We start from the raw sequence: 18,654 nt of genomic DNA on the forward strand, positions 1-18,654 counted from the left end.
TGATAAAGATCAAACACCTTTTGTAATTTAATTAAGTTTTAACTTATTCGTCTATTTCGGTTCTAGTTTCTTCAGGTTTTTCACCTTTTTCAATTTTGATGATTAGTTTTTTAGAACTTTCATCTAAATCCATAAAAATAGAATCGCCTTCGTCTAATTTAGAGTTTACAATTTCTTCAGCTAAAGCATCTTCAATATATTTTTGAATAGCTCTTTTTAAAGGTCTTGCTCCGTATTGTTTATCGTATCCTTTATCAGCAATGTAATCTTTTGCCTTTTCGCTTAAGTTTAAGTTGTAGCCTAAATCTGCTATACGGTGTAATAATTTATCTAATTCAATATCTATAATCTTATGAATATCTTCACGTTCTAATGAGTTGAAAATAATTACATCGTCAATACGATTTAAGAATTCAGGAGCAAATGATTTCTTTAAAGCTCCTTCAATAATACTTTTTGCATGAGCGTCTTCTTGTTCTTTTTTAGAAGAAGTTCCGAAACCAACTCCACCACCAAAGTCTTTAAGTTTGCGAACACCAATATTTGAGGTCATGATGATGATAGTATTTCTAAAATCAATCTTTCTTCCTAAGCTATCGGTAATATGTCCGTCATCTAATACTTGTAAAAGCATGTTAAATACATCTGGATGCGCTTTTTCAATCTCATCTAAAAGAACTACAGAATATGGTTTACGACGTACTTTTTCTGTTAATTGCCCGCCTTCTTCGTAACCAACATATCCTGGAGGTGCACCAATTAAGCGAGAAATAGCAAACTTTTCCATGTATTCACTCATGTCAATTCTAATTAAAGAATCGTCAGAATCAAATAACTCACGTGCTAAAACCTTAGCTAATTGTGTTTTTCCAACTCCAGTGGAACCTAAGAAAATGAATGATCCAATAGGTTTGTTAGGATCTTTTAAACCAACTCTATTTCGTTGAATTGCTTTGACAACTTTAGTAACAGCTTCATCTTGACCAATAACTTTCCCTTTTATTAACTTCGGTAGCTCAGCAAGACGGTTGCTCTCTGCTTCAGCAACTCTATTAACAGGAATTCCTGTCATCATAGATACAACTTCAGCAACATTATCTTCAGTTACTATTTCTCTATGTAACTTAGAATCTTCTTCCCATTGTTGTTGTGCAGATTCTAAAGCGGTTTCAATATTCTTTTCATCATCTCTAAGTTTAGCTGCTTCCTCGTATTTTTGCCCACTTACAGCTTTACTTTTACGATCTCTAATTTCTTCAAGACGAGCTTCTAATTCAAGGATTTGTTGAGGTACAACAATGTTGGTGATATGGATTCTAGATCCAGCTTCGTCTAAAGCATCAATAGCTTTGTCAGGTAGGAATCTATCGGTCATATATCTGTTAGTTAATTTTACACAAGCTTCAATAGCTTCATCGGTAAATTCAACATTATGATGTGCTTCGTATTTGCCTTTTATGTTGTGTAAAATTTGAACTGTTTCTTCAACAGTAGTGGGATTTACAATTACTTTTTGAAAACGACGTTCTAAAGCACCATCTTTCTCAATATTAGTTCTGTATTCATCTAGAGTAGTGGCCCCAATACATTGAATTTCTCCTCTTGCTAATGCAGGTTTTAACATGTTAGATGCGTCTAAAGAGCCTGTTGCTCCACCAGCACCAACAATTGTATGAATTTCATCAATAAAAAGAATGATGTCATCATTCTTTTCAAGCTCATTCATTAAAGCTTTCATTCGTTCTTCGAACTGACCTCTATATTTTGTTCCTGCTACTAAACTAGCTAGGTCTAAAGAAACAATTCTCTTATCAAAAAGGATACGAGATACTTTTCTGTTTACAATTCTTAAAGCTAAACCTTCAGCAATGGCAGATTTACCAACACCAGGTTCACCAATTAACATTGGATTATTCTTTTTACGACGACTTAAAATTTGAGAAACACGCTCAATTTCTTCTAGTCTTCCAACAACAGGATCTAATTTACCTCCTTCTGCTAAGGCAGTTAAATCTCTACCGAAATTGTCTAAAACAGGAGTTTTAGATTTTTTAGCTTGTTTTCCTTTAGGTTGTTGCCCGTAAGGGTTAGATTTCTCTTCAGAAAAATCATCGTCAGAAGGAGTTTGAGCTATAGGATCATTACTTGTATCGTAATCTCCAATATGTAATTCTTTGTATAAAGCTTTAGCTTGATCATAGTCTACATCATACTTTTGTAAAAGTTTAGTTGTAGGGTCATTTTCATTTCTTAAAATACAAAGCAATAAATGAGCTGTATCAATGGATGAGCTTTGGTATAGCTTTGCTTCTAAGAAAGTGGTTTTTATAGCCTTTTCAGCTTGACGAGTTAAGTGTAAGCTTTTCTTTTCGTTATTTGTTAAATTGATTGTAGACGGATTTAATTTTTCCAATTTATTGCGCACCAAGTCTAAATCCACATCAAATGTAGTTAAGATCTCAATGGCTTTTCCGTCTCCTTTACGTATCAAACCTAATAAAAGATGTTCAGTACCTATAAAGTCATGTCCAAGGCGTAAAGCCTCTTCTTTGCTAAAGGTAATTACATCTCTAACTTGTGGTGAAAAATTATCGTCCATATAAATTAAATTCTGTATTGTGTAAAGTTAGTGAGTTTTTTTTATTAAAAATTACAAAAAAAATGCCAAAACTAAATGCTGTCATTATGGCTGTGATAAATATGCAATTTTTTTCAATAGAAATAGCTTAAATTTTTCAATTAAATTGTTAATAAGTATACTGAAAACAATGGGGTGAAACTTTGTATATAATAGGTGTAAATTGTATCTTGCCATGTTTTAAAAAACAACGCGTTTTAGCGAGGGAAAGAAGTGAGTTTTATTACGAAGATAAAATTCACTTTTTTAACGAAAATGAGTACTAATATTTTAAAAAGAAATATATGGCAGATGGCGAAAAGTTGATACCTATCAACATTGAAGAGCAAATGAAATCGGCGTATATCGATTACTCGATGTCGGTTATTGTTTCGAGAGCATTACCAGATGTTCGTGATGGTTTAAAACCAGTACACAGAAGAGTTTTATATGGAATGCATGAATTAGGTATCAAATCTACAGGAGCTTACAAGAAATCGGCAAGAGTTGTTGGAGAAGTATTAGGTAAGTATCATCCACATGGTGATACATCAGTGTACGACTCTATGGTGCGTATGGCTCAAGATTGGAGTGTACGTTATATGATGGTGGACGGACAAGGAAACTTTGGTTCGGTCGATGGAGATAGTCCTGCAGCAATGCGTTATACGGAGGTACGTATGCAAAAAATATCAGAAGAAATGTTATCTGATATTGAAAAAGATACTGTAGATCACAAATTAAACTTTGATGATACTTTAAAAGAGCCAACAGTTCTTCCTACAAGAATTCCAAATTTATTAGTTAATGGAGCTTCTGGTATTGCAGTAGGTATGGCTACAAATATGGCTCCTCATAACTTAACAGAAGTTATTAATGGTACAGTTGCTTATATAGATAATCGTGATATTGAGATTGACGAGTTAATGCAACATGTAAAAGCACCAGACTTTCCTACAGGAGGAATTATTTATGGTTACGATGGTGTACGCGATGCTTTTCATACCGGTCGTGGTCGTATAGTAATGCGTGCTAAAGCTACGATTGAAGAAGTTAAAGGACGTGAGTGTATCATTGTTACTGAAATTCCTTACCAAGTTAACAAAGCAGAAATGATTAAAAAAACTGCTGATTTAGTTAACGATAAAAAGTTAGAAGGAATTGCAAGTATTCGTGACGAGTCTGACCGTAAAGGAATGCGTGTAGTATACGTTTTAAAACGTGATGCAATACCAAACATCGTTTTAAACAAATTATTCAAGTACACGCAATTACAAACTTCTTTTAGCGTTAATAATATTGCTTTAGTTAATGGTCGTCCAGAGCAATTAAACTTAAAGCAGTTAATTCATCACTTTGTTGAACACCGTCATGAAGTAGTTGTTCGTCGTACAGAATTTGAATTAAAGAAAGCTGAAGCTAGAGCGCACATTTTAGAAGGATTAATCATTGCTTCTGATAACATTGATGAAGTAATTGCTTTAATTCGTGGTTCTAAAAATGCTGATGAAGCTCGTGAAAAGTTAATGGAACGTTTTGAATTGACTGAAATTCAAGCTCGTGCCATTGTTGAAATGCGTTTACGTCAGTTAACAGGATTAGAGCAAGATAAGTTACGTGCAGAGTATGATGAAATTATCAAAACAATTGCTGATTTAAAAGATATTTTAGCAAACGAAGAACGTCGTTATAATATTATAAAAGATGAATTGATTCATATCCGTGATAAATACGGAGACGAGCGTCGTTCTACTATCGAGTATGCAGGAGGAGACATGCGAATTGAAGACATGATTCCTAATTCGAAAGTAGTGGTAACTATTTCTCATGCAGGTTATGTAAAGCGTACAAATCTTGATGAATATAAAGTTCAAAATAGAGGAGGAAGAGGTCAAAAAGGAGCTACAACTCGTAATCAAGATTTCTTAGAGCATTTATTTGTAGGAACTAATCATCAATATATGTTGTTCTTTACTCAAAAAGGGAAAGTGTTTTGGATGCGTGTATACGAAGTTCCAGAAGGAGGAAAGAATTCAAAAGGTAGAGCAATACAAAACCTTATCAATATTGAACAAGATGATAAAGTGAAAGCATTCTTAGTTACAGGTGATTTAAAAGATGAAGAGTATATCAACAATCATTACGTAATTATGGCTACCAAAAGAGGACAGGTTAAGAAAACTCCATTAGAGCAATATTCTCGTCCGCGTACTAATGGTATTAATGCAATTACTATTAAGGAAGGAGATGAGCTTTTAGAAGCAAAATTAACTACTGGAGATAGTCAAGTAATGTTAGCTTTAAAATCTGGTAAGGCAATTCGTTTTGAAGAAGAGAAAACTCGTCCAATGGGACGTACAGCATCTGGTGTTAGAGGTATTACTTTAGCACATGATAATGACGAAGTTATTGGTATGGTTGCTGTTAATGATATGGAAAGTAATATCTTAGTAGTTTCTGAAAAAGGGTACGGAAAGCGTTCTAAATTAGAAGATTATCGTATAACAAATAGAGGTGGTAAAGGAGTTAAAACTCTTAATATTTCTGAAAAAACAGGTGAATTAGTAGCTATAAAAAATGTAGATAATTCTAACGATTTAATGATTATTAATAAATCAGGAATTACAATTCGTTTAGCAGTAGAAGATTTACGTGTTATGGGTAGAGCTACACAAGGAGTTCGTTTGATAAACATCAAGAGTAATGATGGTATTGCTGCAGTAGCAAAAGTTATGCATGAAGAAGAAGAAAGTGAAAATGGCACGGAAATTGAAAATGATGTAAACGAAAATCAAGAATAAACACTAAATAAACAATAACTAAAATGAAAAAACAGATTTTAGCACTTTCTTTAGGAGTAATATCTATAGCTGCTACAGCTCAAAAATCTGAGTTAAAAGCTGCTGAAAAAGCAATTAAAAATCAAGACTTTGCTGGAGCTATTACAGCATTAAATTCTGCAGAAGGATTAATTGCTAACGCTAAAGATAAATATAAATCGAAGTTTTACTTCTTAAAAGGTAAAGCTTATGCAGCAAAAAAGAATTATAAATTAGCTTCTGAGGCTTTCAATCAATTGTTGTCGTTTGAAAAGAGTATCAAGGATGATATTTATTCAAGTGATGCTAAGCCAGTCTTAAATCAAATGATCCAAGAAGTATCTAATAAAGCTGTAGACTTATATAATAATAAAAAAGATTTTAAAGGAGCATCTGAGAATTTTTATTTGACATATGTTTTAAGCCCTAAAGATACCTCATATGCGTATAATGCTGCTGTTGCCGCAACCCAAGCAAAAGATTATGATGCTGCAATTAAATATTATAATGAATTAAGAAAAATTGGGTATACTGGAGTCGAAACACAATACATTGCTACTAACCGAGTAACTGGCAAAGTCGAAAATTTAGGCTCGAAGCAACAACGTGATTTAATGGTAAAGTCTGGTCAGTATATAAAGCCAGAAGTAAAAGTTTCTGAATCTAAGTCAGCTACTATTGTTAAGAATGTAGCTTTAATTTTAAAAGAGCAAGGAAAAACTGAAGAAGCTATTGCAGCATTAACAGAAGCTAGAAAAGCGAATCCTAAAGATTTAAACTTATTATTAAACGAAGCTGATATGTATATTAAGCTTGGCGAAATGGATAAGTTTGGAGCGTTAATGAATGAGGCTATTGCCTTGGATCCAAATAACCCTACATTATATTATAACTTAGGAGTTGTAAATTATAACCAAGGGAGAATGAAGGATGCTAAAAAATATTATATTAAGGCAACTGAATTAAAACCAGATTATGCAGATGCTTATATGAATTTAGCAGTAGTAGTTTTAAATAAAGATAAAGCTATCGTTGAAGAAATGAATAAGAACTTGTCTAACTTTAAAAAGTACGATGAATTAGCTGCTAAGCAAAAAGAGGTTTATAAAGAAGCTTTACCATTTTTAGAAAAAGCTGATTCTTTAAATAGAAGTGTAGATACTGTTAAAACTTTAATGAATATCTATGAAATTTTAGAGAACGAAGCAAAAGCTAAAGAGTATAGAGATTTATACAAATCAATGAAATAATAGAATATGAAATAAAAAAACCGAAACATTAGTTTCGGTTTTTTTATGTCATATTCTTAATATGAAATAAATCTATAATTATATCATTCGTTTAATAACTCTTAACTTATGAGTGTGGGAATGTTTATCTACATTGTAAATCCCACTATGATCTAGTTTATCAATTCTTACTTTTCCGTGGGCATGAATAATGTTGTAATCAGTCATTATGATACCTACGTGTGTAATAATTCCTTCTTCATTATCAAAAAATGCTAAATCACCAGGTTCACTTTCTTCAATAAAACTTAAAACTTCACCTTGAGTAGCTTGCTCCTTAGCATCTCTTAATAATTCGTAACCACAAAGTTTATAAACTGTTTGTGTAAAACCAGAACAATCTATTCCGAAAGGAGATTTACCACCCCATAAATAGGGAGTGTTTAAAAACATAAAAGCAGTTTCTACAATTGAAGTTTTAGGAAGTTTAGCATTACAAATTTTACCTTGATAATTAAACTGAGTTCCGTTTAACTTAAATTGTTGATTGTTTAAAAAAGGTAATCGAGCACCTAACGGAATTGTTGTTAAGTTATTAGCATCATCAGTAATAAAATCAATTAATTCACCTGCATAGTTTTTAGGTTCTGTAGTTAATTGATTAAAAGAATCTTCTGAAATTTCTTCGTATTGTTTGTTATCTATATAGCCTTCATATCCATCGAAAGACAATTTTATTTTACTCCATTTTTTATCTTTTTCTAATACTTTGAAATGCTCACCAAAAATAAGTTGGTTAACCATTTCTGAAGTGTCAGAAGGAGAAAGCCTCATAGGTACTATACTAAGATTACAAATTCCGTAGGTCAAAAGATAAATGTTTTATGTGATGAAAAATTTTATAATTTTTCGATAACCATTGCACTTGCACCACCACCACCGTTACAAATACCAGCAGCACCAATTTTAGCATCGTTTTGTTTTAAAATAGAAGTTAAAGCAATAATAATTCTTGCTCCTGAAACCCCTAATGGGTGCCCTAAAGAAACAGCCCCACCATTTACATTTACTTTAGAAGCATCTAACCCTAAAATTTTCATGTTTGCTAAACCAACAACAGAGAAAGCTTCGTTTAATTCAAAATAATCTACATCATCAATAGAAACTCCAGCTTTAGCTAAAGCCTTTGGTAATGCCTTTGCAGGAGCAGTAGTAAACCATTTTGGTTCGTGAGCAGCATCTGCATATCCTTTAATTTTTGCTAATGGAGTAATTCCTAATTCAGCAGCTTTTTCAGCAGACATTAGTACTAATGCAGCCCCACCATCATTAATAGTTGAGGCATTGGCAGCTGTTACAGTTCCTTCTTTTGTAAATGCAGGACGTAAAGCAGGAATTTTTTCCATTTTTACGTTTTTATATTCTTCGTCTTCAGAAAAAATAATTGGTTCTCCACGACGTTGAGGAATTTCAACAGGAACAATTTCATCTGCAAATTTTCCTTCACTCCAAGCTTTAGAAGAACGATTGTAAGATTCTATAGCAAATGCATCTTGATCTTCTCTAGTAAAATTGTATTCAACAGCACACTCATCAGCACAAACTCCCATTGCTACTTGTTCATAAACATCAACTAAACCATCTTTCTGCATACCATCTTCCATTTTTACTGGGCCGAATTTGGTAGCACTACGAGCATGTTGGTAATGAGGAATCATACTCATGTTTTCCATACCACCAGCAACAACAATTTCAGCATCACCTAAAGCAATTGTTTGGGCTGCTAACATAATAGATTTCATTCCAGATGAACAAACCTTATTTACCGTAGTACAAGGAACGTTGTTAGGAATACCAGCAAACATAGCAGCTTGACGTGCAGGTGCTTGTCCTAAACCAGCAGAAACTACATTTCCCATAAAAACCTCTTCAACCATTTCTGGTTTCAAGTTAATTTTATCTAAAGCTCCTTTAATTGCTACTGCTCCTAACTTTGGTGCAGGTGTAGTAGATAAAGTTCCTAAAAAGCTTCCTATAGGGGTTCTTGCAACCGATGCAATTACTACTTCTTTCATATTGTTGAATATATTTGTTGTTAATTTTGTCTTGCGAAAATAACCAAATTATAGCAAGTAGTAAAATTAAAGAGAAAGGTTATCTTTACGATATATTAAATACATTCAATGAATCAATTTATTAACAAACTCTATAAGAATAATGCTATAATTTACAAGGTGTTTTTGTTCTTAATTACAGCTTTTGCAATTGTTTATTTGTTTCCGAAAGGAGGGAAGTTTAAGTATGATTTTTCTTTAGGAAAGCCTTGGCAATACGCAAATTTATATGCCCCGTTTGATTTTGCTATTCAAAAAACAGATAAAGAAATTACTGAAGAAAAGCAGCAAATTCAAGAAGCATCGCGTTTGTATTTTGAATTCAATAATGAAATTAAAAATAAAGTTGAAGCTACCTTTAAAGAAAAGGTTAATAGTTTAACCCTGAGTGATTCGTTATCTAAAAGAGATATATCTGATGTACTGAGCTTAGGGAATAAGATTATTGCAAAAGTTTATGCTAATGGTTTTGTTGATGAAACTGGGAGAAATAAACTTGAGAATAAAGATGATATAATTGTTCTAAGACGAGGAAACACGATTGAAGAATTAGTGTTTTCGAGATTGATTCAATCTAAAGATGTGTTGAATATAATCAATCAAAATATTGTTGGGGTTAAAGAATATTCTAAATCAATTTTAATTAATACGCTTTCAGATTTATTAACTCCGAATGTTTTTTATGATGTAAAGTTTACTCAAAAAGAGTTGACTGAGGCTTTGAATGGAGTGTTGCTAACGAAAGGTAAAGTGTCTAAAGGAGAATTAATTATTTTAAAAGGAGATATTGTAGAAGGAAAGAGTTTTAATGTGTTACAATCTTATGAAAACGCATCAAAATCACAAATATGGACAAAATCTAATCGAAATTGGATTGTATTTGGTTACACAGTTTTAGTATCGTTAGCGTTATTAATGTTATTGTTATTTATGCAACGTTATCGACTAGAAATATTCAACGATAATAATAAAGTAACATTTATATTTTTCAATGTTTTTCTAATGATTTTGGTACAAACCATGGTTGTTAAGTTTAATTCTGACTATTTGTATGTTGTTCCATTAAGTATTCTTCCAATTGTTCTAAAAGCATTTTTCGATGCTCGTTTAGGAATGTTTGCTCATGTGCTTACAGTACTATTACTTGGGTTTATAGTGCCTAATAGTTTTGAGTTTATTTACCTACATATCATCGCAGGAATTGTAACCATTTTAACAGTTTCAGAATTATATAAAAGAGCGAATTTGTTTATTTCTATAGGTCAAATAACATTGATTTATATGATTACTTATTTTGCCTTTTCAATTATAAAAGAAGGGAATGCAGATAAGATTAATTGGATGTACTTCGGATTGTTTGCTGTAAATGGATTGTTATCATTCTTAGCAGTATTCTTTATCTATTTTTATGAAAAGGTATTCGGATTAGTTTCTGATGTTACTTTATTAGAATTATCTAATACAAACTCAAAACTATTGAGAGAGTTGAATGAGAAAGCACCAGGAACATTTCAACATTCTATGCAAGTAGCCAATTTAGCTGAGGCAGCAGCAAATGAAATAGGAGCGAATTCTATGTTGGTAAGAACAGGAGCTTTGTATCATGACATTGGTAAAATGGCAAATCCTATGTATTTTACAGAAAATCAGTCAACAGGAGTAAATCCACATAACGATTTATCAGCAAGAGATAGTGCACGTATTATTTTAGATCATGTAATTAAAGGAGTTGAAATCGCCAAAAAGAATAAGTTACCTGATAGAATAATTGATTTTATAAGAACTCATCATGGAACAAACGTAACGTACTATTTTTATAAAAAGGAACAAGAGAATAGCCCAGATGGAGAAGTGGATATTAAGAAGTTTCAATATCAAGGCCCTATTCCATTTTCTAAAGAAACAGCAATATTAATGATGTGTGATGCTGCAGAAGCTGCTTCTAAGAGTTTGAAGAATCCGACTGCACAAAGTATAGATGAATTGATAAATAAGATTATTGAAAAGCAAAAAATGGATAATCAGTTCATAAATTCTGATATCACTTTTAGAGAAATAGAAAAAATTAAAAAAATTATTAAGAATAAGTTGATGAATATCTACCACTTACGTGTAGAGTATCCAGATTAGTTATTTTTTTCTTCAAAAAAACTTGTGAGAATGTTTAATCCATTATATATTTGCACTCGCAATTTTTAACTCAATATAACGAGTTAAGGAGAGGTGGCAGAGTGGTAATGCAGCAGCCTGCTAAGCTGTCATCCTTCGGGATGCCCGGGTTCGAATCCCGGTCTCTCCGCAAAAGAATTGTAGATAACCTTATCGGGGTGTAGCGTAGCCCGGTTATCGCGCTTGGTTTGGGACCAAGAGGTCGCAGGTTCGAATCCTGCCACCCCGACAAAAAGAGTTACTGGTCGCGTAGCTCAGCTGGATAGAGCATCTGCCTTCTAAGCAGACGGTCACAGGTTCGAATCCTGTCGCGATCACAATAAACCTTCTTAATCTTTTGATTTTGAAGGTTTTTTTGTTTTATAGGGGGAGAAAAAGGGGGCGTAAAGCTAAGAATTATTAAGGTTACTTTCTTTTAAGTTCGTCTAGGGTTTTACCATTGTTATTTTTCCATTCTATCCAGCCATTTGCTCTTCTAGCTAAAACTGTGGCTGCAGCAGCGCTAGGAGATTTAAATAAAACTTTTTTAGCAAATTTTATAGTGCTTCCGTTTTTTACTAACGCTCCTGAATCTAATAATCTTTGTCTCATTCCAACAACCCAGCTACCAGCTGTTTTTGTTTCCTTTAAATTGGCTAAAGAGTCTTTTAATACCCAAACACCTTCATCTGTCAACATTGCAGTTGCTTGTGCTTCCTTTCCTTTACAGTAATAATATTCAGTTTGATTAGTTTCTTTTTGTTCTATATTTCTAAATAAGGGAAACCCTAGAGTTCCAAGAAGTATTTTTAATGTTTCAAAATTGTCCTCTAAATCATAGATTCGTGTTTCTGGTATGGAAGGCTTTTTAGATCCGGTATCATTGGTAGTAATATACCTTCCAATTTTTTTTGCTTCTTTTAAACAAGCATACTCTAAAAATTTAGCTTCCGTTTTTGTATAAATATCATTTTTAGTAGCAATGATAACACCATCTGTCCAAAACTCCTTTTTTCTGTGATGACTTTTAATTCGTTCCCAGCAGTTTTCTCCTTCACCTATATACACTTTATCGGCTCCATTATCATCAGTTCCAAATAAAAAATACACACCTGTATATTTCGCTATATCTCTTTTTGCAGCATCTTCCATAGCTGTTCTTGGAAAATACATGACTTTTAATAAACGATTTGTTAACTCAGCTTCTTTCACTCCTGTTGGTGAACCTGTAGGCAAAAATATTTGTATGGTTTGGGGACGGTTGGTCATTATTTATTTTGTTTTAATAAGGTGCTACAATAGCAATTAATTTTTGTGTAGATTCTTTTAACTCTTCTGAAACTCCATTTATCTTAATATCTGATTCTTTTTCAATTTCATTGTTTTCAAACTCTATAAAGTTCTTATTTCTATTTTCTACTATTTTACTTAATGCATATCTACACCATTCTTCACTAGGTGCAATATTATTGTTAAATGATTTAGCTAGATCTCTAGCTAATAAATAACGGTACATAAAAATTCGAAGCTGTCGTGGAGTTATATCACCTTCTAGTTTTTTTGCATACCCTTTTAGTAAAATTAGTTCTTTAGATTTTATAATATATGTACTCTCTTCAGTCTTTTTACTTTCTTCAATAATTATCTTTTTCTCTTCTTGTTTTTCTACTCCTAAATACCCATTTAAACTTTTGCTTTCACTTTCAACTACTTCAGTTTTTATGTTTTTGAGGTCTTTATATTCAATCATACCGCTAGTAACTTGAGTTTTCAGTTTTGTCTCTTCTATTTCAACGCCAATCTTATCAGCATAAGCATCTATCATAACTTCTTTTTCTTTATCATATAAAGGAGGTAACTTAATACAAGCTATAAATAATTTATCTAAGTATTCTTTTATTAGAGACCCTTTCCTGTTATCACCTTCTTTATCAAGAAATTCATTATATTTTAACTCAATAGCTCTTTCTAATATCTTTTCGTCAATAGCAGTTACTATTATTACTCTTTTTACAATATCTTGATCTTCCAACATTACACGAAGAGCATCAATCACTTGTATTAACCGTTCTTCTTTACATCGATCTAAATCATCAACAAAAAGTAGTAACCGTTTATTATTCTTTATATCTTCCACCTTAGGAATCCAAGATTTTAAAACATATTTTAATTCCTCTTGAATTTCCGCTTGTACTCCCAATAACTTGTTGAAACTTGGCTTATGTGTATATTTTTTTATTAATCGCTTCCCTTTATCTCCTAATTTCCATGTTTTTTTAAGGAATAATAATGTTTGAGTAGATAATGATGTAATAAAAAAAGCTTTCCAAAACTGAACATTTTCTATTAGTTCAGGATAAATAACAATAATTGTAGCAGCAAAAACGAGTAACATTAAAAACAGTACAGCATCTCCAAATCCATTTCTATTAAAGTTTAATTTAGATAAAAGCCAATATTCTTTTAATTTAGAGGTTATCCAATACGTATCCTTTTTATGTGTAAAATACTGCTCAGTAATTTGTTGATAGAGATATGCCCAAACTCCTTCTGTATCTTGATATTTCCATGCATGAAAGTTTACATAATAAAAGTTACTTTCTTTAGGGGTACCTATTTTTAATTCTTTACAAACTAAATCCATTAAAAATGTTTTTCCTCTTCCCCATTGGCCAAACAAACCAAGCATTTGCCCTTTATTATCTTTCAAGTTTGTTATTAATCGAGCAAAGTTTTTACTTATAATATTAGCATCTAATTTTGGTTTTACATTTGAATCATTTATGCCATTGAAAGATTTATTACCACTAAAATTAATTTCAGCTGAAGGGGATAAATCTTTTTTATTGAATGAATTTAAAAAGTTGTTTTTATAATATTTTTCAAACCAAAATTTAATGGCTTTTTCTTTAACTTCTTGTTTTTGAACTTCTCTAATACCAGCATCTAGTTTATAAATAAATTGCTCAGAGGGATTTAAATTATATATTGTTGCTTTAGCGGTTAGAATCCACTCACTCCATTCAATTTCTAAACTTTCAAATTGTTCTTGTAATTCAGGAGTACTAGTAACAGGAATCATTTCGCTTTCAACTCTGGCAATACTTGTAACGGTATGACCATCCATTATAACAACCAGATCTCCAGTGTTATATTTAAATCGTTCTACACTAATAACAATTTTCTCTGTTTCTAGCAAACTGTTATAATTAGGCTTTCCTTTTCCCCATCTTGTTCCTAATTTCCAAATTTTACCTGTATCACCTCCTCCAAGATGATTACCTTTTTTACTAAAAATAGGAAACCCCATTTTTTGAAGATACTTGTTTGTTGAATCTCCTCCATTTAAATAATAGTTTTTGGGATTGAGTCCTTTCGATTTAGCTGCTAAGCGAATAACTTCTTTAGGAGGGTAAAGTTTATCGAGAATTAATACGTCGTACTTCGTTGAAGTTTTTAATTCAGTTGGTTGAATATTGCCATATTCTATTCCTATAAAAACCTCGTTTTTAGTTACTATACTAGCTAAGTTCTCTACCATAATTACCTATTTTAATTAGTTTTTAATGACTCATATTCTACAGTTAAACCTTCAAAGGAAACGTTAGGGTTAATTATTTTTCCTTATAAAAAGTTATAATTAGGATCACTTTTCGTAGTTCCTCTTCTTATAAATAATCCATAACATTGAGCTAATTGTCTACCATATTTTTCTAAGATTATAATGGTTCCTGTTGGTAGATGTTTTAAAACACTACCAATCTCAAATGGGGGACGTTTTTTCATAATTATATTATTATCAGTTAATTTTCTATGCTAAAAGTGTTTCCAGCTTCATTTTCCATTTTTGCCAATCGGGCATTTCATGAGTTTGTAAATTAAAAAACTCTGTGGTATGATCTCTAAAAACTAAATGACACAATTCATGTATAATTACATACTCTATACAAGCTTTAGGAGCTTTTATCAAATCTGGGTTTAAAAGAATCCTACCTTTGCTAGAGCAAGAACCCCAACGGTTTTCCATTCTTTTAAGCTCAACTTTCTTAGGTTCAGCATTATACTTTTTAAATCGTTCAATATGTTTATCAGCTAATTTTTTTAACCAAATCTCAGCCTTTTCTCGATACCATTGTTGTAATTGTTCTTTTACATTACCCCTTTCTGTTACATATATCTCAATAAATCTTCCCGTATATTTCACCTTATTTATATCCGAATTAATAACTTTTAATTGATACTGGCGTCCCAAATAATAATGCGTTTCACCAGAAACAAATTTTCTATTCGTAATTCTAGGTTCAAACGATAAAAAATAATCTTGTTGCTTTAAAATCCATGAGGCACGTTTTTTTACCTTCTTCTGAATTTTATCCAAAGTTGTATTCAGAGGAGCTTTCACCTCTACATTCCTGTTAGGATACACTGTTATACCAAGAGATTTTCTGTCTACAAACAGTATATTATACATTATTTTTTCCGATCCGTATTGTACGAAACCTGTCATTATTTATATCTTATTTTAGCTATATCAACTATTCTTTCTGCAATCTTATCAATCTCACTAAAACCTAGTTTTATCTCATACTTATCTCGAATATGATCAATAATATAATCCCCAATCAGCATAATCATTTTCTTTGGAATATCTACACTTGTTGTCCAATCTACCTTTTTAACATCTAGTATTTCTAAAATTATTTCATCAGCTTTTAATGCTAATTCTTCGGCTATTTTAGTACGAATATCTTTCTCACTTACAACTTGTTCAAATTCTTCTATACTAACCCCATAAAAAGCTCGAGCTACCTCTTTTTTCTTTAAACTTTCTGGCACTTTACTATCGGTACCGTTTAAAACGGACTCTTTTATTTCTGTAATCCTAGTTAAATATTCACTTTCACTTATACGTTGCTGTAAATAATCTTCAATAGTATCTTTTATCATTTGAGAAAACTTTTTATAAAACGCAGGATCCTCCTCCATTTTTTCAGTGATATGTTTCGCAGTACGCGATGCAATCATATCTGCTTTTGCTGCCTTCCCCTCTAATTTAATTACTTCCTCTTCAAAAGCTTCCTTATCAAAAATATTTACTAAATCCGTTAATTTAACGATGCCTGAAGTTGGAATATGCGAATCAATTAGTTTTTGAATTTGTCCTTCGTATTTTTTATAATCTATAGTATCAGAGTAACGAGAAACTACAGCAACTTTTAACTTCATAAAAAATGCCAAATCTTCTTTATACCGTTGTATTTGTTTCTCTGGTGTTGCTTTGTGAAACTCTATAGAAGATAAGGCTAGTTTTAATAAGCGTGCATATGAATTTAACTGGTTATAAAACTTCGCACGAATTGCCTCATCTCTTAATAATTGTTGGTAAGCTTCAGCATCTTTTTTATTTTCTACAGCCTCGAAAAGTTGCCATACATCAGAATATGCTTGGGGTAACTTTTCTATTTCTATAGTAATATTAGTAAGTGTTCCCTGTAATTGCTCTTGATCAAAATCTTCAAAAGCAGAATAAGTCTTTAGTGCACCATCTAATTCTTTTAATACCCCATAATAATCAATAATATAACCGTAGTCTTTATCTTTTGCTACTCTATTAACTCTGGCAATAGCTTGTAATAAAGTATGACCAACTAATTTTCTTGTCAAATATAATACTGTGTTTTGTGGTGCATCAAAACCTGTTAAAAGTTTATCTACCACAATAATTAACTCTGGATGGTTATCATTTTTATAACGATTGACAATATTGGTTTGATACTTTTTAGCTGTCCCATGCTCATCCATCATTTTAAGCCAAAACTTTTTTACTAATTCTGATGTTTCTCCATAAGCCGATTCTTCTCCCTCTCTTTCATCTATAGGAGAAATAACCAATTCACTAGACACTCTACCAATTTCATCCAAATACTTCTTATATTTTACAGCAGCAGCTTTACTTTGGCAAACAACTTGCCCTTTAAATACAGTACCTTGAAAGTTTTTAACGAAATGGTTTGTGATATCCCAACAAATAGCATAAATCTTTTGATCAGCGATATTTAATTGTCCTGCTCTACTAAACTTCTTTTTTAAATCAGCTTTCTCATAGTCAGACAAAGGTTCGGAAACCATGTTGAAAAAGTTATCTAAAGGGCTCGAATTTACATCTTGTAAAGCATGCCTACCCTCATATAATAATGGAACAACAGCTTTGTCTTTAACAGCCTGATCTACCGTGTAACTGTCTATAAGCGTACCGAATTTAGCTAAGGTATTTTTATCTTTTTTAAATAAGGGAGTTCCTGTAAATGCGATAAAACAAGCATTCGATAATGTTTTTTGCATTTCTATATTAAAAGTACCATGTTGGGTACGGTGTCCTTCATCTACTAACACAAAAATATTCGGACTTTCTAATGGCGTTTGTATCTTTTTAACTGCAGTGGTAAACTTATTTACAATAGTAGTAACCACAGCATCACTTTTACTCTGCAATAACTCTACTAGTTTCGTCCCAGACTTTGCATTCTCCACATCTACACCACATTTTCTAAATGTTCCTGTAATTTGTGTGTCTAAATCTGTTCTATCTGTTACTAAAATAATTTTAGGATTCTTAATACTAGATTCCATAGCAATAGCTTGTGCTAGCATTACCATAGTTAACGATTTTCCACTTCCTTGTGTATGCCATACTACTCCTCCCATTCGTTTTCCATTTTGTAAATGACATAACTGATTCATGGCTTTATGAATAGCAAAATATTGCTGATAACGTGCAATCTTTTTAGCTCCATTATCAAATAAAGTAAAATTATATGCTAAATCTAATAATCGTTTTGGTTCACATAAACTAAAGACATACCGATCTTGTGGAGTTGGTAATACTCTTGTTTTTTCTAACTCATCAAAATAAGCACGAACATACCTATATCGCTCTGTAAATAAATTATCTTTTACTTTGGTGGAAAGTGGAGTGTTTTTTAATTTTAATAACGTTTCTTCGTATTGTAATTCTTCTTCCTTGTTCTTAAAGTTTTCTTGCCATTTTGCCCAAAACTTTTCTGGAGTTCCTGTAGTAGCATAACTTCCTTCGTTTACGGTTACACTTATTACCAATTGTGCTAAACTATATAAACTGCGTATTCCATCGTCTTTTTGATTACGCAAGTTTTGTGATATAGCCTGTTGCAAAGGATCTTTCATATCGGGTCGTTTACACTCTATAACACAAAGAGGAATTCCGTTTACAAACAATACAATATCTGGTCGGTACTCAACCTTTAACCCCGAACGTAAGACACTAAACTCTTCTGTTACGTGAAATACATTGTTTTCAATGTTTTTCCAATCTATGTAATGAATATCAAAACTTTTACGATCACCATTTATACTTTGCTCTACAGATTTCCCTAAGGTTAGTAATTCATATAATTTTTGTGCTGTGCTAATATATCCATCTACCATAGGAACATCTCGTAAGGCTATAATAGCAGCTTCAATATTATTCTCAGTAAAAGCTACTTCTTTAGTAGACGAAACTTTGGCATTATTAATTTGTTTTAATTGGGCTCTTAAAATATTTTCTAAAAAAATACCTGACGTTTTATATCCTCTTTCTGCTAAGGCTTCTTCTGGGGTTATATAGGTGTAGCCCATTGTAATTAAAAGCTGTAATGCGGGTAATTGAGATATATGATCTTCTTTAAATGACGGTGTTTCCATAGCAA

Annotated in this window: 11 protein-coding genes and 3 tRNA genes; 6 read left to right on the forward strand and 8 right to left on the reverse strand. The window is 31.9% G+C overall.

What is annotated here, in order from left to right:
• Positions 1–43: 43 nt before the first annotated feature.
• Positions 44–2,599, reverse strand: coding sequence for an ATP-dependent Clp protease ATP-binding subunit (locus WH52_RS09420; protein ID WP_086030702.1), 2,556 nt, complete (start codon positions 2,597–2,599; stop codon positions 44–46).
• 323 nt (positions 2,600–2,922) lie between these two features.
• Here WH52_RS09420 and gyrA point away from each other — a divergent pair, with 323 nt between their 5' ends.
• Together gyrA and WH52_RS09430 are read left to right on the forward strand one after the other, a co-directional pair.
• Positions 2,923–5,418 carry a DNA gyrase subunit A gene (gene gyrA, locus WH52_RS09425; RefSeq protein WP_086030703.1) on the forward strand — a complete coding sequence of 832 codons (2,496 nt, stop codon included), beginning with the start codon at positions 2,923–2,925 and terminating at the stop codon, positions 5,416–5,418.
• A 23-nt stretch (positions 5,419–5,441) separates the two neighbouring features.
• Complete coding sequence (locus tag WH52_RS09430; RefSeq protein ID WP_086030704.1) at positions 5,442–6,686, forward strand: tetratricopeptide repeat protein; 1,245 nt, start codon at positions 5,442–5,444, stop codon at positions 6,684–6,686.
• A 78-nt stretch (positions 6,687–6,764) separates the two neighbouring features.
• On the opposite strand, the gene WH52_RS09435 is transcribed toward WH52_RS09430, so the two are convergent.
• Both WH52_RS09435 and WH52_RS09440 read right to left on the reverse strand, forming a co-directional pair.
• Positions 6,765–7,499: a C40 family peptidase gene (locus WH52_RS09435; RefSeq protein WP_086030705.1), complete on the reverse strand. Its 735-nt coding sequence runs from the start codon at positions 7,497–7,499 to the stop codon at positions 6,765–6,767.
• Positions 7,500–7,564: 65 nt separating this feature from the next.
• Entirely contained in the window at positions 7,565–8,740 is a 1,176-nt protein-coding gene (locus WH52_RS09440; protein ID WP_086030706.1) for an acetyl-CoA C-acyltransferase, read from the reverse strand.
• A gap of 108 nt (positions 8,741–8,848) precedes the next feature.
• Here WH52_RS09440 and WH52_RS09445 point away from each other — a divergent pair, with 108 nt between their 5' ends.
• The 4 genes from WH52_RS09445 (at position 8,849) to WH52_RS09460 (ending at position 11,265) form a co-directional block, all read left to right on the forward strand.
• Entirely contained in the window at positions 8,849–10,909 is a 2,061-nt protein-coding gene (locus WH52_RS09445) for an HD family phosphohydrolase (RefSeq protein ID WP_086030707.1), read from the forward strand.
• 87 nt (positions 10,910–10,996) lie between these two features.
• A tRNA-Ser gene (locus tag WH52_RS09450) sits at positions 10,997–11,078 on the forward strand.
• Positions 11,079–11,102: 24 nt separating this feature from the next.
• Positions 11,103–11,177 (forward strand) — tRNA-Pro (locus WH52_RS09455).
• A gap of 14 nt (positions 11,178–11,191) precedes the next feature.
• Positions 11,192–11,265 (forward strand) — tRNA-Arg (locus WH52_RS09460).
• A gap of 88 nt (positions 11,266–11,353) precedes the next feature.
• Here the strand turns inward: WH52_RS09460 and WH52_RS09465 are convergent.
• The 5 genes from WH52_RS09465 to WH52_RS09480 all read right to left on the reverse strand — a co-directional run bounded on the left by WH52_RS09465 (position 11,354) and on the right by WH52_RS09480 (position 18,649).
• Positions 11,354–12,196, reverse strand: a complete 843-nt coding sequence (locus tag WH52_RS09465) for a GIY-YIG nuclease family protein (protein WP_086030708.1) — start codon at positions 12,194–12,196, stop codon at positions 11,354–11,356.
• 13 nt (positions 12,197–12,209) lie between these two features.
• On the reverse strand, positions 12,210–14,468 hold the full coding sequence (locus WH52_RS09470; protein ID WP_086030709.1) for a KAP family P-loop NTPase fold protein: 2,259 nt from the start codon (positions 14,466–14,468) through the stop codon (positions 12,210–12,212).
• 83 nt (positions 14,469–14,551) lie between these two features.
• Positions 14,552–14,713, reverse strand: a complete 162-nt coding sequence (locus tag WH52_RS14880; protein WP_158091370.1) for a hypothetical protein — start codon at positions 14,711–14,713, stop codon at positions 14,552–14,554.
• Between the two features lie 25 nt (positions 14,714–14,738).
• Positions 14,739–15,434 carry a M48 family metallopeptidase gene (locus WH52_RS09475; RefSeq protein WP_086030710.1) on the reverse strand — a complete coding sequence of 232 codons (696 nt, stop codon included), beginning with the start codon at positions 15,432–15,434 and terminating at the stop codon, positions 14,739–14,741.
• Entirely contained in the window at positions 15,434–18,649 is a 3,216-nt protein-coding gene (locus tag WH52_RS09480; RefSeq protein ID WP_086030711.1) for a type I restriction endonuclease subunit R, read from the reverse strand. The genes WH52_RS09475 and WH52_RS09480 overlap by 1 nt, the downstream gene beginning before the upstream one ends.
• Positions 18,650–18,654: the final 5 nt, after the last annotated feature.

Origin of the sequence: Tenacibaculum holothuriorum (genome assembly GCF_002120225.1) — a bacterium.
Classification (GTDB): Bacteria; Bacteroidota; Bacteroidia; order Flavobacteriales; family Flavobacteriaceae; genus Polaribacter; species Polaribacter holothuriorum.